The following is a 16,112-nucleotide window of genomic DNA, read 5'->3' as shown; positions in this document are numbered from 1 at the left end:
AACCTGCCAGAAGGCGGGTTTTTTCGCTTTTTAATAAAATATACTGGCAGTATATAATTATGAAGGAGTTAATATTTTGCATAGTACAGAATATAATTCATTTCAATTAAATAGATCTGGGCTATTTATTTTACTTATTGGGTTCTTTCTTTTTGCTGTTAGCGTTTCTGTAGGAGCGGCTGATTACACAGTCCAGGGTGAAGAGATAACTTTTATGCAGCAGTCCGGAATTGTGATTTTTGAAGGTTCGCCTGTTTTTAAGACGGCTGATTTTACTCTGCGGGCCGATAAATTTGAGCTTGATACGGAAAGTAAGGAGCTAAAGGCCTTTGATAATGTGGTGCTTGAATCAGAACAGGATGATCTGAGGGGAGAAAGTTTAGACTATAATTATGAGACTGAAGAGGGAACTTTATATGGAGCTGAAGGCAGGGTCGGTGAGATGTTTTTTTCCGGTGCCAGACTTGATATTTTATCAACTTCTCCAGTTGAAGGAACTATGCAGTCAGCGGTTATTACTCCCTGTATTCGCAAAGAGCCGCATTATCATCTTGAGGCAAAAGAAGTCCGAATTAATCCCGATAATACAATAACTTTTCATCATATTGTACCTCATATAGCTAATATTCCTGTTTTTTATCTTCCCTATTATTCAGTCACATATGACCCGGAAGCGGAAAATGGCGAAAAACTTCGGGATGCTTTTCCTGTACCCCAGTTTGGCTATGATGACCGGGGAATGACAGTTGAGTTTTCCTATCCCTATCAGATTGGCAGTAAAAATAGTGGAAAAATTTATTATTGGAAGGCCGGTTCTGGAGAAGAGCGGGATGAAACCCGGGAATTTGTTAATAACCATCAAATAACTGCTGATTTGAGTTTTAAAAATCGCTATTATTACCTTTATGATTATGATTTTGAGGATGAAGAGTTAGATGATGAGGAAGAAGAGTTTAGTACTTCTCTGCTCTATACTCCCGGAAATTTGAGTCTGGAAACAGGGTTGCTCAGGGATTTATTACCTGAGGAAGCTGTGGACAGATATTTTGTAGATGCAGATTACCGCTTTGAGAATGGTTTAAATACCGGAGTTCGTAAAGAATATGACCCGGAGATTAAGGATATTGTTAAAACAGTTTATACAGCCGGCTATACTTTTGATACTGGAGTCAGAGCTTCTTTAAGGCGAGAATATAATAGGGAAGAATTAATTAAAGAAAAATATAATTTAAGCCACAGCCAGACTGCAGTTAACTGGAATCTAAAATATGTAGAGGGAGAAGATTATAATTATTATCCCTATCTGGATCTTTCTTTTCCAGCAGTTTATTCCTTTAAAGCCTCGGTTGGTACCGGTCGGGTAGAAAATGGCGGAGTGGAATTAAATAAACACAGATTCAATTTAAATTATAATAACAGCTGGCAGCTGCCGGCTGGTTTTTCCTATCATTTGAGTCATAATTATCGTCTGGACCATTACCGCAGCGGCTATGATCAGAACTATCACTTTTCTGTTTTAAATACTGGTTTTCGCTACCGCAAAAATTTAAATGATAAATTGCTGCTGCAGTCAGGTCTTTTTTATAAAAAGGACACTATTCGCGGTCGATCACCATTACCTGATGACCGAGAAGAGGAAGAACGGCTGCTTAATCCATCTCTCTCACTTGATATTGAGGGAGACTATCCGGATTCAGTCTGGGCCATCGAAGGTGATGGCAGTTATGATTTAGAAAAGGAAGAATGGGATGAGATCAATCTGCGTCTGCGCAAAAAAGAGGATTGTTTTGATTTTTTTATAGGTTACGAGTTTATCGATCAGAGTATCAATTTTGGGCTTTCTATTTAAATTATTTTTCCAGTTAAAACAAATGATTTTTAAGCCCCACTTAAATAAATTTCAGACAATTGGATAAATTTCCACAAAATTGCAGGACTTTTTCTTTTTATCATGATAAAATAAAAAGAAAAAGGATGATTTTTGTGAAAAAGAACACATCATTTATTTTAACTGCCTTCATTAATTTGACTCTGATCTTTTTAATTATCCTCAGTCTTTTTCCGACTCAAACGGCAGCTAAAAGCTACCAGCCGGAAATCAGCGGCAGTTTTGAGAGTGGAGATAAGTTATATACTGACCCCGGTATTTTAGAAGACGATGAGGATGAGGTAGTGGATTATTACCGCTTTGATAAGCAGTGGCTGCGCTACAGACAGCAGCTTGCAGTGGGGGAATATTATTATCTTAAAGTTCAGCGGCAGCAGAGAATTTATGAGCAAAGTGAAACATATGATAATTTAAATTTAGAAACAGAGGCCAATTACACTTTTTATTTAACTGATAAATTGCGCAATAGATTTAAGCTGCTGCTGCGGGATAAGGATTATCTGGAAGCAGAAAGCAAGGATTATCAGCTGGCCAGACTGCAGTACACCTTACAGTATGAGTTAAACGAAAAACATGATTACGAACTTATACTTCAGCGGCAGTGGACTGAATACGATATCACTCCCAAAAATGATTACAGTTTAAATCGAATTTCATTAAAATGGGGCTGGGATTTAAGTGAGAGACTTGACCTGGACACTAAAATTCAGTTTGACCGCCAGATTAACGATCAGAACTCCGGCAAAACAGATAAGAGCGGCCGTAAAATATCTCTTAATTTTAAATATAAACTCTAATTTTTCTTAATTCTTTAAAAACTTTATAATAAAAATTATTTGTGATATAATATTTTCAATGAGTATAACAAATAATTTAGATCGTTTATCAACAAAGGAGTTGATCAATTTTGAGTTATATGTCCAGATATCGCGATTGGCTTGTAAGTGATTATTTTGACGAAGAAACTAAAAAGGAACTGGAAGCCATTCAGGATGATGAAGCAGAAATTGAAGATCGTTTTTATAAAAATATGGATTTTGGTACAGGTGGCATGAGAGGTAAAATGGGTGCCGGAACCAATAGAATCAATAAATATGTAATCCGCAAAGCAACCCAGGGTCTGGCAAATTATATAATCAATTACAGTGATGATGGTCAGGAAAAAGGGGTAGTAATTGCCTATGATTCCAGACATAATTCTCCAGAATTTTCGCTGGAGGCAGCACTTGTACTTGCAGCAAATGGAATTAAAACTTATTTATTTACCGGAATGAGAGCCACTCCGGAACTTTCGTATGCTGTTAGGGAACTAAATGCAATTGGGGGGATTGTTGTAACTGCAAGCCATAACCCACCAGAATATAATGGTTACAAAGTCTACTGGGAAGATGGTGGTCAGGTAGTTCCCGAGCAGGCCAGAGATATTATTGCTGAGATTGATGAAATTGATGATTTTTCCATTGTTAAGACAATGGATGAGATGGAGGCAGTAAATGAAGAGCTGCTTAATTATATTGGATCTGAGATTGACGAAAGTTATCAAAAAACTTTAATTGATATTTTACCGGATACAGAATTAACAGCAGAGAAGGGCAGCAATTTATCAGTAGTTTATACTCCTTTACATGGAACCGGGAGTACAGTTATTCCAAAGCTTTTAAGTGATTTAGGATTTTCTAATCTGCATGTTGTTAAAGAACAGGCAGATGGAGATTCGGATTTTTCTACTGTAGAGAGCCCTAATCCTGAAGACAGAGCGGCCTTTGAACTTGCTTTAAAACTGGCCGGGGAAAAAGATGCTGATTTAATTATTGCAACTGATCCAGATTGTGATCGGATGGCACCCGCAGTTAAAGATGCTGAGGGTAATTATCAGTTTTTAAATGGAAATGAAACAGGTGTCTTATTTGCTGATTTTCTTTTAAGAGAGGCTAAAGCAGCTGGTAATCTACCTGATAATGGTGTAATTGTAAAATCAATTGTGTCTACAGATATGGTTTTAGATATTGCAGCTGATTATGGGGTAGAGGTGCTTGATGTACTAACAGGGTTTAAATTTATCGGAGAAAAAATTACTGAATTTGAAAAAACAGGTGAAAAAGAATTTATACTGGGTTTTGAAGAAAGCCTTGGTTATTTAATTGGGAAACATGCTCGTGATAAAGATGCAGCTGTTGCAGCCGGACTTGTTGCAGTTATGGCCCTGAAATATAAGGAAGAAGGAATAAATCTGCTTCAGCGCCTGGCAGAATTAAGAGAAAAATACGGCTACTTTCTCGAAGATTTAGAATCAATTCGTCTGGAAGGTAAAGAAGGACAGGAAGTCATTACTAAAACCATTGCCAGTCTAAGGGAAGAAAGCCCCGACAAAATTGCTGGCCGCCAGGTTAAGGTAGCTAAAGACTTCAAACTGGCTAAAACTACTTATTTAGAAGAAGATAGAGAGGAAGAGATTAAGCTTCCCAAATCAAATGTTTTACAGTTTTTACTTGAAGGTGGTGCTAAACTGACAATTAGACCTTCAGGTACTGAGCCAAAACTTAAATTTTATTTTGCCGTACGTGAAAAAAATCAGGCAGCTGCAGAGTCAGAATTGGCAGAGTTTAAAGAAAAATTGATGGCTGAGGTCGAAGAGATAATGGGTAACTTTTAATTTAACTATAAATAATTTAACTATAAAATAGAATCTTTAATCTATTGAATAAAATAACTGGTAGAATTGGGAAAATTAAAAAGGGGGGCTCTGCCTCCCTTTACTGTATTATTGGACTTCTTTGCAAAATTGAGGTGTTATTATGAAAAAATATTTTTTGATTTTAATCTTAGTTATTATTTTCACCATCGTTTTTAGTTTGAGCAGTTCTCTGGCAGCAGAATTGAAAACCCCTGCTGGAGCTGATGCCATCAATTTATCAAATATTGCCTTTGATGGAGAAAGTTACCTGGTAGAAAACTATCAGAAGTTCAAAAACCAAATTGATAATCTGGAACATCCCACAGTAGCTCTTGCTTTATCAGGTGGAGGTGCCAGAGCGATTGCCAATCTGGGAGTAGTGAAGGCCCTGGTAGAAAATGATATTCCCATTGATCTGATGACGGGAACAAGTATGGGAGCAATCATTGCTACACTTTACGGAAGTGGTCTTTCTGTTACGCAAATAGAAGAAATTGTAACAGATACTCCTTTTGCCAGTCTTTTTAACTTTGGGGGTGGAGCCTTACTTAACAGTAAAAAAGCAAACATTTTTATTGAGTCAGTTGCTCCCCAAAAACGGCTGGAAGATTTTCTGATTCCTACAGCCCAGCTCAGTTTCGATCTGGCTTCCGGCAAAAAATATCTGGCAACAGAAGGGAAAATTTCCGAAGTGCTGCAGGCATCTTATTCTATCCCGGGATATTTCCCCATACACTCTCGCGAAGGACATTATTTTATGGATGCAGGGGTACTGGAGTCAACACCTGCTAAGTCAGCTGCTTTGCTGGGGGCAGATTTTGTTATTGCAACTCACACTCCAGAAAGCAGAAGCGGTTATGATTATGGTGGTGCTTTTCAGTCAGCCAGCCGATTTTTAGAGATAATTCAAAATAGATATTCCGGACAGATCCTGGATAGATATTCTGATTTTATTATTACTGCTGATGTAAAGGATTATACTTTTATGGATTTTAATTATGCGGCCAGACTTGTGGAAATCGGCTATCAGGAAACTTTAAAACGGATGCCTGAATTAAAAAAAGCACTGGCAGCAGAAAATATTTCCCTTCGGGCTTCTGAGGAAAGAGAAACCTTTAACCTCGATGATGAACTGCGGGACCTGGAATTTGACCGTTTAATAGTTGAGGAAAGTGGAATCAATCCTTTAATTTATTATGGAAGGGATTTTTCACCATTTAACCAGGATTTATTTCGGACTCCTCTGGACAGACTGCAGTTAGGAATAGAATTTTATCACAATCGGGCAAGATTATCTTTTTTAGGGGATGACAGCTGGTCAGATGGTTATACAGCAGCTCTTAGAGTTAAAAAAATTGGAGATAGTTTTGATCTGTATTTAAAATATAAAAATGATAATGATTCTGCTACAGATGATGAGTATGAAGCTGAACTTAAATACTTCGGCAGGCGTTTTAACTTATCCGGAGGTTATGGCAGCCGGGCAGGAAAAGAATATTATCTTTTTGGAAATGATTTCCGTTATCTAGGCGAAAATTTGCAGTGGCAGTCAGAAAATGATATCTTTTTTACCAGAAAGGAAGAGACTCTGAATCTTTTGAGTTCACAGCTGATAAATTATGATTTTACAAAAGCCTGGAGCATTGGGGCTGAAGTGGTCTACAACAGCAGTGATTTTGTGGAATCGCCACTCATTTATCGGGGTCAGGAACTTGCAGAATATACTGATCTGCAGGCCTCGCTCAATTTTAATTATAATTACAATCTACGGCTGCCCCTACAGCTTTTAAATTTTCTGCAGCTGACTGATATTGGTGGTTATCTGTTTGCTGATTATTATCATGACAGGGATCGGGATCAAGAAGGTCTGGCAGTTGGGCCGGGGTTTAATTCACGCCTTTATTTGCTGGGATTAAAACCGATAGAAGTTGAATTATTTGCAGCCCATGATTTTGAAATACAGGATCAGCGTTATGGATTACAGTTTTCCTATAGTTTTTAACATTTATAAAGTTTAATGTTATAATACTAATGAGCATATAAAATTGAATAAAGTAAATGGTTTAAAACTAAGTTTTAAACACCAGAATTTTATTATCTCAAACTTTCTACTAAGAGGAGTGGTAATATGAAAATTAAAAAAGCAGTAATTCCGGCAGCTGGCTGGGGGACCAGGTTATTACCAGCAACTAAAGCTCAGCCCAAAGAAATGCTGCCGATTGTAGATAAACCAGCTATTCAGTATATTGTTGAGGAAGCTGTTGCAGCAGGAATTGAAGATATTTTAATTATTACCTCCAAAGATAAACAGAGTATTGAAGATCACTTTGATATATCTCAGGCTCTGGAGGATGCTCTGGAAAAGCAGGGCAAAACCGAGCTGTTAAAGATGGTAGAAGATATCTCTGAGATGATCACTATTCACTCGGTCAGACAGAAGGAACAAAAAGGATTGGGCCACGCGATTTATTGTGCGAAAACTTTTGTCGGTGATGATCCTTTTGCGGTTTTATTAGGTGATGATATAATTCATTCTAAAAAACCTGTTATTCAGCAGATGATAGAGGTTTATGAGGAAAAAAAAGCACCTGTTTTAGGCTGTAAAACCGTTCCCGAAAAAGATGTAAGCAAGTATGGGATTGTTAATTACAGCCGCAGAGATGGAGATGTTTATAAGGTTGAAGATATGATCGAAAAACCTTCGCTTGCAGAAGCACCATCCAATCTTGCAATATTAGGTCGCTATATTATTACCCCGGAAATTTTTGATATTTTAGAAAATACTCCTCCCGGAAAAGGTGGAGAAATCCAGCTGACTGATGCTTTAAAAACTATGCTCGATAAAAGAGCTGTTTATGGTTATGATTTTGAGGGTAAACGTTATGATGTCGGTAATAAAATGGGTTTTCTAAAAACTACAGTCGAGCTGGCTCTGGCCAGAGAAGACCTGGGACCTGAATTTAAACAGTACTTAAAAGATTTAACTGAAGATTTTTAGATAAGATTAGAATTTGAAAAATTGAGCAAGAGTTTCCTGATCAAAATCTGGTGTCAGAAGTGTTTTTAATTCTTCTATATTTTCAGGTTTTTCCAGAATGAGTCGGGAAGCTCTTTTACTGCCTATTCCCGGTACTGCTTCCAGCTCTTTTTTGCTTAGATCACTAAATTTCTGGGGCCATTTTAAGGCAGTGATTGAGCGGTAGCCGTGGTCTACAACTTTTGCTTTTTCGAAAAAATCGTCTGGCTGATCGATTACTGCGGTTAAAATGGGATAGGTTCCCAGCTGGCGGCAGTAATTGAGGCTCCCTTTTTTCTTTTCCGAATAAAGATCATTTAAAATAACACCTCTGGGAAATACTTTTTTCAGCATCTGATGGTTGATCTTTTTATTAACTTTTTCTTTATATTTTTTAAATTCTCTCTGAGAGTATTTTATCTCAGGATAGCTGCCCAGGCGGACAACCTGCCGGATATTGATCCTTCTGAGCAGTAAATCATCCCTAAGTAATTTATTTAGAAATTGAAAGTTGTGCTCCAGAGTCTTTCTGCTTTCACCGATCAGTCCGTGCAGAAAGTTGAGACCGGGCAGTAATTTGGGGATTCCATTTTCCCGTCTGCCGCCTATTTCGTTCATTAATTTAATGGCAAAATAATTTTCCCGGCTGCTGCTGTCTATATTATTTTTCTTTAGCACCTCAGGATCAGCAGATTCGAGTCCAAAAGCTGCAGTATCACCGGCAGTATTATATTTGCTAATTATTTCTATGATCGCGGCTGCTTTTTCCGGATTGCGGGCAATTTCGGCCGGATTCATATTATCCATATGCAGTACTTTAAGCCCCGGATCAGCCTGGCGGATACCCTGGTAGAGATCTCTAATCTGAGCCGGATTTAAGATAAAGCTGCCGCTGTCCATTTCAGCTCCATAGAGCAGGAGGTCAGTCTGACTGCCCAGACGGTAGTGATGGATTCCAGCTGCTGCCAGTGCTTTAACCTCAGCCGCTACTGCTTCCGGACTGCGGCTGTAGCTCAGCTTCTTTAACCGTTCACTGCAGAAAGCACAGTGGCTTAAACGGGGACAGCCTCTAAATGTTTCTAATTCGGCAACTATTTTGGGATAATTGGGATGCCTTTTGAGCAGCTGGGCTCCACCTAGGGCAAATTGATTAATATATTTTTCAATTTCTGGGGCTGAAATTTCTACTTCATTTAATCGTTCAAAGATATCAACTGCAGCAATTTCTGCTGTCAGGATATCATAATCATCCTTAAATTTGGCTTTCATTTTTTCAATTAAAGTTATCGGTCCACCTAAAACTTTGGTTGGATAAAATACTTTTTCTCCGATTTCTTTAATTTCGGCGGCTGTTGCGGGCTGTCCACCCAGATAATGGCCGGGAACTGTAGTACCTGCAATTACAATCACTATATCTACAGCTTCCAATTTTTTAAACTCATTTTCTTTATTGGCTCTAAAGTCATCAATACTTAAGTAACTAAGATTATCTGCGCTAACATTTGATTCGAGTAATGCTCCCCAGAGATAACGAATATGGGGTGAGACATAAGGAGGGACTCCCAGACAGGAGGGTTCATCTAAATATCCATCGATAACTGTAATTTTCAACTGAGTATTTTTCATCATAAATTCCTTTCCAAGATATATTGATTTGCTGTTTTAAGTTCTCAAAAAGAATTTAAAAGAGCATTTTATAGACTAAAAAGTGGAATTAATAAAATAATTATTACGTCTGCTGACTTTATTATAACATAAAGCTTATTTTTACGAAAAATACGCGAATAAATCAGAATTTAAAGCAGGATTTGGAAGTTTGAGATAAAATATATATAAGTAGAGAAAAAAGTTGTTTTTAGCTGCTGTAATTAACAGGTTTGATTAATATAATTTGATTATTTAAATGGAGATGAAAATTGTGTTTAAACTGAAATTATTAAATCCCAAAATTTTATGTTTTATTTTAGTGATCTTAATTTTAACAGCACTGCCGGCTGCGGCAGAATTTTATCAGTCAGGACTTGTCGATTTTATTCAGGGTAAACACCAGATAACTGTACCCATATTTTCTCCAGCCAGGGAAATCACTTTAACAGCTGAGGCAGATACCGTTTTAATGGCTGCTGGAGCTGCTGATTTTAAACTGGAGGCCGGAAAAGAATATTATATTACTCAGGGTGAAATCAGGGTTCAGCAAAAAGCAAAAAAAAGTAGAGAGCCGGAAGTGAAAGATGGCTGGGGAGTTCAGATTATGGCCAGTTCTTCTGAGGAAAATGCACTGGAGTATAAAAACCAGGCAGAATTGGATTTTGAGGTACAGGTAGTTGTCAAAAAAGAGGCTGAACTGTTTAAAGTCCTGGCCGGTGCTTTTAATGAGCGCGAAAAAGCTGCAGAATTTAAGCAGCAGCTGCAGGAAGCCGGTTATAATGGCTGGGTTAGAGAAATCGAACTGCAGGCTGACGAAAACGAGAGCCAGCCAGAAGCTGCAGAACCAGGAGAGAATTTAGCTGCTGTCCAATCAGGTAGTCAGGAAGTTGGAGAGGGGCTTAACTTTTATAATTCTGAGGGCGAAAAAATAAGAGAGGCTCATATTTTCAAAATAAAGGGTCAATTTGAGGTTAATGATCAAAAAATGCAGGGTGAATATCAATTTGGACCGCTTGCTAATTCAGTTTTATTTAGCTATAAAACTGATCTGGAGGATTTAACTGCCCATCTACTGCAGAGTTCATTTAATCCTGGAGCTCCGGAGGCGGCTTTAAAAGCCCAGGCAGTACTTTATAGAACCGCTCTTCTCTATCAGCTGGAAAGTCAGGGAGCCCGTCTGGGAAATATGAATGGTTTAAACTTTGGCAGGTTAAGTCCTATTTATAAAGAAGCTGCAGCGGCCACAGAATCTCAGGTCTTAATTAGAAATGATAAATTTTATTATAATACTGATTTCTCTTTTAAGGAAATAGGTAGACCCCGGGCTGGAATTATTCCTCTGGCTCAGGCCAATTATGAGTATCAGGAGATTATAAATTATTATTATGAGCGGGCGGAACTGGCAGAGCTGCCCGAACTGCTGGACAGTGAGCTTAAATTTACTGCCAGAATTGATCGCGGTCTGCACTTTAAGGAAATCAGGCAGATGAGCTGGGCAGGGCCCAGGGTGATTACAGTTGTTGATTATGATCTCTCAGCTGACAAATTGAAACTGAAGCCTGTACTTGCTAAGGAGATTGTGCCGGGCCGGGAAGATCTGGGAGAGTTAATCCGGAAAAATTCGGCCCTGGCTGGAGTTAATGGCGGTTATTTTCACTACAGCGGCAGGCCTCTTGGTTTGCTCTATTTAAATGGAATTCTGGTTAGTGAACCACTGTATAAAAGAACTTCACTTTTAATTGATCGGAATAAAAAACTTTCTTTTGCTCAGGTGGACTGGCAGGGTGAGTTTGAGATTGCAGAACTTTCGCGCTCCTTTAACTTAAGTGGAGTTAACAGATCAGTTACAGCAGGAGAAGTGATAGTTTTTAATAGCTACTATGGAGCTCGAATGCCGGCTTTAAACGCAGGTTATTATGATATAGTTGTCCGCTCAGGCGAAATCCTGGGCACAGAAACAGAGTCTGGAATAGAAACTCCTATCCCACCTGATGGCTATATTATTCGAGTTGGCTCCGAAAAAACTGAGCTGATTAATTTGATCCCGGAGCTAAAAGGAAAAACAGCTGAGCTAAAATATAATTTTTCACCTGATTTAGAGGCAAAAAATATTCTCCATGCAGTTGGAGGAGGCCCCAGACTATTAGCTGATGGGGAAGTTAAAATAACAGGTGGAGAAGAAAGATTTCAGCCTGATATATTAAACGGTAGAGCCCCAAGAACTGCACTGGGCTTAACAGAAGACAATCATCTGCTGATGCTGACCATTGACGGCAGACAGTCAACTTTAAGTATTGGGATGACTCTGGAAGAAACTGCTGAGACCCTAAAAGATCTGGGTGCAGTAGAGGCAATGAATCTTGATGGTGGTGCTTCAGCCAGGATGGTAATCAGAGGTTTTACAATGAACAGTCCCAGTGCTGAGAGGCTTATTTCTAATGGAGTTATAGTCAATAAAGATGAATAAAAAATTTAAGTTACAACCTAAATAATCTACTAGATGAGGAGAGATAAAATGTATAAAAAAACAATTATTCTAATGATTACAGCCGCAATTATTTTCGCATCTTTTTCAGCAGTCAGTGCAGCTGAACTGCAGTCGGTCAATTATTTAATTTCCGGAGATTCATCGGAGATTGATACTTTACAGCTGGAACCAATATTTAGACTTAATGGAGGCCAGCAGGGTAAACTGAATTTAGCTTTTGATGGTGATGGTTTTCATATCGGTGCAGATATGGGATTAAATATGATTGCTCAAAAAGAGTTTAGAATGGACCTGCATTTGATGCTGACCGATGAGGTTGACAGTCAAAGTTTTGGCAAGAGTGTAGGAATTTCAGCTGCAACTTTAAATTCTGATTTAAATTTTTTCTGGCAGACCTACTATTTTATTGATGATGATTTAGATGATCACGCTTATTATCGTGGTGGAGCAAGATATAATATCGGCCCCCGCAGTGATTTTGAATTGAGTATTGGTAACCAGTACTGGGATTTAGACAACAGGGTTTTAAATATCGGAATCAGCTATAAAATGTAGGGGGAAGACATGGGAAACTATCAGGCAGAAGAGTTAGTAAAATATATTGAAAAATTTGGAGAAAAGCGAATAATGGTTTTAGGAGATTTAATTGCCGATAAATTTATTATTGCAGATCCGGAAAGACTGTCCCGGGAGGCTCCGGTTTTAATTTTAAAACATCAGCAGGAAAAAACTCTTCCTGGCGGGGGAGCCAATGCGGCAGCCAATATTGCCAGCCTGGGAGCTGAAGTGGATTTACTCGGAGTTGTCGGTGATGATCTGGCTGCAGAGGCTTTAAAAGAGGAGCTTGATCAGCGTCAGATTATTACTGCCGGGATTTTTAAGGATGCCAGCCGCCCTACTGCCGAAAAAACCAGAATTCTGGCCGGTGGAGATCAGATAGTCCGCCAGCAGGTAGTCAGGGTGGATAAGGTTAAAAGTTTTGATATCAGCAGCAGTTTGAGAGATAAATTACTTTCCTATTTAAAAGAGAATGTAGCTCAAAGTGATGCAGTCTTATTTTCGGATTATGGTAATGGAATCTTTAATCAAAATACTACCACAGATTTTGTTCAAACTGCAGCTGCAGCTGACAAAAATTCGGCTGTGGACAGCCGCTATCAGCTGGGTCAGTTTAGGGGAGCTGTAATTGCAACTCCCAACCTGGAGGAGGCTTCTGCAATTTATGGAGAGGAATTAAGGAGCCAGGCTGAGGTAGAAAAAGCAGGACTTGAGATGAGAAAAGAACTGGAATTACAATATCTGCTGATAACTCAGGGTGGAGATGGGATGACCCTTTTTGCCCCGGGAGATAGTATCGATCATATACCAGCTGCTAACTTTACAGAAGTTTTTGATGTTACAGGTGCTGGAGACACAGTTGTTGGGACTCTGATCCTGGCGCTGGCAGCAGGTGCCCCGGTAGAGATTGCAATTAGGATTGCCAATTATGCAGCCGGGATTGTTGTCCGTAAAAGTGGTGTTGCTTCAGTTACAGTAGCAGAATTAATCAGGGAAGTGAATAAAAATGACAGCTAAGATAATGGATTTAGAAAGCTTGAAAAAAGAAATTGAAGCAGATAAAGAGGCAGGAGAGCTAATAGTTTTTACCAATGGCTGTTTTGATATCCTGCATGTAGGTCATATTCGTTATTTAAAAAAAGCTGCTTCTCTGGGAGATAAGCTGGTGCTGGCTCTAAACAGTGACAGTTCTGTTAAAAAACTGAAGGGTAAAGCACGGCCCTTTGTTCCAGACTCTGAAAGGATGGAGATGCTTGCTGCTTTAGAGATGATTGATTATCTAATTCTATTTTCTGAGATTGACGCCAGCCAGCTGCTGGAGGAACTCAAGCCGCAGATTTATGTTAAGGGTGGAGATTACCGAATTGAAGACCTGCCTGAAGCAGAAACAGTCTACAACTACGGTGGAAAAATAGTTTTAGTAACAGAAATTAAAGGAAAATCAACAACAAATATAATCAAAAAGATAAGGCAGAGTAAAGATGAAAAATAGTCAGCTGCAAATTCTTATTCTGCTGACCCTCTTACTTTTAGGTGTAACAATGCTGGAATTAGGAATTTCATTTCAGGATTTGATGAGTTTTTGAGGGAAAACTGAGACCAGGATGGGGGGATATTCTTGTTTAAAGAGAAGGAAGAAGAAGAGATTATAGAGATGGCCCAGGCTGGAAATGACTTTGCGATAGAATATCTAATAGATCAAAATATGGACATAGTATATGCCAAGGCCCGATTCTTTTTTATCAAAGGTCTGGATCGAGATGATGTAATTCAGGAGGGAAGAGTTGGTTTATATAAGGCCATCAGAGATTTTAAGGAAGACAAAGGGGCTTCTTTTAGAGGCTTTTCCCAACTCTGTGTTCACAGACAGCTGGTATCGGCAATTAAAAAGGCAAATAGGCAGAAACATATGCCTTTAAACACCTCAGCTTCTCTGGATAAAAGCCTGGACTATGGAAATGAAACAGGAAGAACTTTTAATGAAATTTTACCTGATGAAGGAGAAAACCTGGAGAAAAAATTTATCTGTCAGGAAACCTTAACAACAATCATTGATGAACTTTCAGAAGAATTAACAGATCTTGAGTGGAATGTGTTTATGCTTTATCTGGACAGTAAATCTTATCAAGAAATATCTGATGATCTCGATATTAATGTTAAAACTGTTGATAATGCTCTACAGCGGGCAAGAAAAAAGATTGATGATCTTAAGGAGCACTACAACCTCAAAGGAGTTGTTAATTAAAGTTGAAAGTACTGGATGTTTTAAAAGATTTAGTTTATCCTGAAAAGCCTGTCTGTCTTGCCTGTGGAAGAAGACATGATCATTCTGAAATTGAGGGGATTTGTGACCGCTGTCTGGCTCGGTTTTCCTTTATCACAGATGCCTGTCCTGTCTGTGGTAGAGAGGTGGTACCGGCAGCTTTGATTGAGGGTCAGCCCTGTCCGGAATGTCAGGAGGAGAGGCCTCCTTATAATTTTGCCCGCAGTGTATTTACCTATTCCGGTTATGCAAGAGAAGTGCTCTTAGAATATAAATATGGGCACCGACCAGATCTGGCGGAACCATTTTCGCAGATGTTATTTCTCTACTATGACGAATATTTTAGGGATCAGGATATTGATTATCTAATTCCGGTACCAATGCATGGGGATCGAAAAACCTACCGCGGTTACAATCAGGCAGCAAGATTGGCTCAGGCACTTTCTAAAAAAATAAATATTGAATATAAGGATGTACTTTTAAGAGTGAAAAATTCACTTCCTCTCTATACCCTAACCAAAAAAGCCAGAAAACTGGAGCTGGAGGGGGCTTTTGAACTAAAAGATGATGTAGATCCTTCTATTTTTAAGGATAAGAATATTTTAATCATTGATGATATAATTACAACCGGTACAACTTCTTCCGAAATTTCTCACTTTGTTTTAAAGGAAATGCAAGCTGCCGGTGTTTATGTTTTGACAACTGCCTCGGTGCCGGTAAAAATTGACTAACATTTTAACTCTGGCTATTAAAGTGGTTTAGCAGCAGGAGACAGCTGTTCATCAGATTAAAAACAAATTAATATTTCTAATAATTAGATTTTTAAGCAGGAATTAATTTCACTTTGTAGAATAATATAATATACAGAAGTAAAATATAATAATAATAGTTGCAAGAGAGGAGTGAGCTTCATGAAAATTATGACTTATGGTAAAAACATTGATATTACCCCAGCTCTAAAGAAGCACGCAGAGGAGAAGGTGCAGAAAAAGCTAGAGAAATATTTCAATGGAGAGCCGTTGGAAGTTCAGATCTCAATGGAAGTAGAAAAAGAAAGACATATTGTTGAAGTTACCGCCTTTGTTAAAGGTTTAATCCTGAGAGGCGAGGAAGTTACAGGTGATATGTATGCTTCTATCGATGGTGTGATGGATAAACTTGAGCGCCAGATGAGAAAGTATAAATCTAAAATTCACGATAGATACATTGAGAAAAAACAGGAATATAAAGAAGAGTATAAGGAAAAGAGAAAAGAACAGGTTTTAAATCATCAGCTCGGAAACGACGCAGAAAATGTGGACACAGGCGAATTTGAGCCACAGGTAGTTAGAACCAAACGTTTCCCGATGAAGCCGATGAATGTAGAAGAAGCCTGTATGCAGATGGATCTCCTGGATCACGATTTCTTTGTTTTCCATAATGCTGATACAGAAGAGACCAATGTGGTATACAAACGTAATGATGGGAACTACGGTTTGATTGAACCAACATTTGGATAATAAATAACTGAGAAGCAATTTTCAGTTTTGATTTTAAAATAATTTAGTTGAATAAGTTTGGATTCAGAGGGGTTCTCTT

General features: G+C 38.5%; 13 protein-coding genes. 12 read left to right on the top strand and 1 reads right to left on the bottom strand.

Features of this window, described 5'->3' with window-relative positions:
• Window positions 1-76 precede the first annotated feature (76 nt).
• The 5 genes from C7958_RS05870 (at window position 77) to galU (ending at window position 7,560) form a co-directional block, all read left to right on the top strand.
• Complete coding sequence (locus tag C7958_RS05870; protein WP_111571738.1) at window positions 77-1,849, top strand: LPS-assembly protein LptD; 1,773 nt, start codon at window positions 77-79, stop codon at window positions 1,847-1,849.
• Window positions 1,850-1,983: 134 nt separating this feature from the next.
• Window positions 1,984-2,685, top strand: coding sequence for a hypothetical protein (locus tag C7958_RS05865; protein ID WP_243834275.1), 702 nt, complete (start codon window positions 1,984-1,986; stop codon window positions 2,683-2,685).
• Window positions 2,686-2,795: 110 nt separating this feature from the next.
• Window positions 2,796-4,541, top strand: coding sequence for a phospho-sugar mutase (locus C7958_RS05860; RefSeq protein WP_111571736.1), 1,746 nt, complete (start codon window positions 2,796-2,798; stop codon window positions 4,539-4,541).
• Window positions 4,542-4,683: 142 nt separating this feature from the next.
• Window positions 4,684-6,564 (top strand): patatin-like phospholipase family protein, encoded by a 1,881-nt coding sequence (locus C7958_RS05855; RefSeq protein WP_111571735.1) that lies wholly within the window; start codon window positions 4,684-4,686, stop codon window positions 6,562-6,564.
• A gap of 126 nt (window positions 6,565-6,690) precedes the next feature.
• Window positions 6,691-7,560, top strand: a complete 870-nt coding sequence (gene galU, locus C7958_RS05850) for a UTP--glucose-1-phosphate uridylyltransferase GalU (RefSeq protein WP_111571734.1) — start codon at window positions 6,691-6,693, stop codon at window positions 7,558-7,560.
• 6 nt (window positions 7,561-7,566) lie between these two features.
• On the opposite strand, the gene C7958_RS05845 is transcribed toward galU, so the two are convergent.
• Window positions 7,567-9,207, bottom strand: a complete 1,641-nt coding sequence (locus C7958_RS05845) for a radical SAM protein (protein WP_243834274.1) — start codon at window positions 9,205-9,207, stop codon at window positions 7,567-7,569.
• 289 nt (window positions 9,208-9,496) lie between these two features.
• Here C7958_RS05845 and C7958_RS05840 point away from each other — a divergent pair, with 289 nt between their 5' ends.
• From C7958_RS05840 to hpf, 7 genes are all read left to right on the top strand, one after another.
• The gene (locus C7958_RS05840) at window positions 9,497-11,692 is read left to right on the top strand and encodes a phosphodiester glycosidase family protein (protein WP_243834273.1); all 2,196 of its coding nucleotides are present in this window, start codon (window positions 9,497-9,499) and stop codon (window positions 11,690-11,692) included.
• Between the two features lie 48 nt (window positions 11,693-11,740).
• Window positions 11,741-12,268: a hypothetical protein gene (locus C7958_RS05835; protein ID WP_111571732.1), complete on the top strand. Its 528-nt coding sequence runs from the start codon at window positions 11,741-11,743 to the stop codon at window positions 12,266-12,268.
• Between the two features lie 9 nt (window positions 12,269-12,277).
• Entirely contained in the window at window positions 12,278-13,288 is a 1,011-nt protein-coding gene (locus tag C7958_RS05830; protein WP_111571731.1) for a bifunctional heptose 7-phosphate kinase/heptose 1-phosphate adenyltransferase, read from the top strand.
• Window positions 13,278-13,763, top strand: coding sequence for a D-glycero-beta-D-manno-heptose 1-phosphate adenylyltransferase (gene rfaE2, locus C7958_RS05825; protein WP_111571730.1), 486 nt, complete (start codon window positions 13,278-13,280; stop codon window positions 13,761-13,763). Before C7958_RS05830 ends, rfaE2 begins: the two co-directional genes overlap by 11 nt.
• A gap of 126 nt (window positions 13,764-13,889) precedes the next feature.
• Window positions 13,890-14,516: an RNA polymerase sporulation sigma factor SigH gene (gene sigH, locus C7958_RS05820; RefSeq protein ID WP_111571729.1), complete on the top strand. Its 627-nt coding sequence runs from the start codon at window positions 13,890-13,892 to the stop codon at window positions 14,514-14,516.
• Window positions 14,517-14,518: 2 nt separating this feature from the next.
• Window positions 14,519-15,265 carry a ComF family protein gene (locus C7958_RS05815; protein ID WP_111571728.1) on the top strand — a complete coding sequence of 249 codons (747 nt, stop codon included), beginning with the start codon at window positions 14,519-14,521 and terminating at the stop codon, window positions 15,263-15,265.
• 180 nt (window positions 15,266-15,445) lie between these two features.
• Window positions 15,446-16,033: a ribosome hibernation-promoting factor, HPF/YfiA family gene (gene hpf / locus C7958_RS05810; RefSeq protein WP_111571727.1), complete on the top strand. Its 588-nt coding sequence runs from the start codon at window positions 15,446-15,448 to the stop codon at window positions 16,031-16,033.
• The last annotated feature ends 79 nt before the right edge of the window (window positions 16,034-16,112 follow it).

This window comes from Halanaerobium saccharolyticum, from assembly GCF_003259895.1.
Classification (GTDB): Bacteria; Bacillota; Halanaerobiia; order Halanaerobiales; family Halanaerobiaceae; genus Halanaerobium; species Halanaerobium saccharolyticum_A.
The sequence above is the reverse complement of the archived record's forward strand: the minus strand, read 5'-3'. Positions and strand labels throughout refer to the sequence as shown.

Coding starts and splice junctions, on each gene's coding strand:
- C7958_RS05855 (WP_111571735.1), top strand. CDS start 4,684: ATGAAAAAATATTTTTTGATTTTAATCTTAGTTATTATTTTCACCATC.
- galU (WP_111571734.1), top strand. CDS start 6,691: ATGAAAATTAAAAAAGCAGTAATTCCGGCAGCTGGCTGGGGGACCAGG.
- C7958_RS05845 (WP_243834274.1), bottom strand. CDS start 9,207: ATGATGAAAAATACTCAGTTGAAAATTACAGTTATCGATGGATATTTA.
- C7958_RS05835 (WP_111571732.1), top strand. CDS start 11,741: ATGTATAAAAAAACAATTATTCTAATGATTACAGCCGCAATTATTTTC.
- C7958_RS05830 (WP_111571731.1), top strand. CDS start 12,278: ATGGGAAACTATCAGGCAGAAGAGTTAGTAAAATATATTGAAAAATTT.
- rfaE2 (WP_111571730.1), top strand. CDS start 13,278: ATGACAGCTAAGATAATGGATTTAGAAAGCTTGAAAAAAGAAATTGAA.
- hpf (WP_111571727.1), top strand. CDS start 15,446: ATGAAAATTATGACTTATGGTAAAAACATTGATATTACCCCAGCTCTA.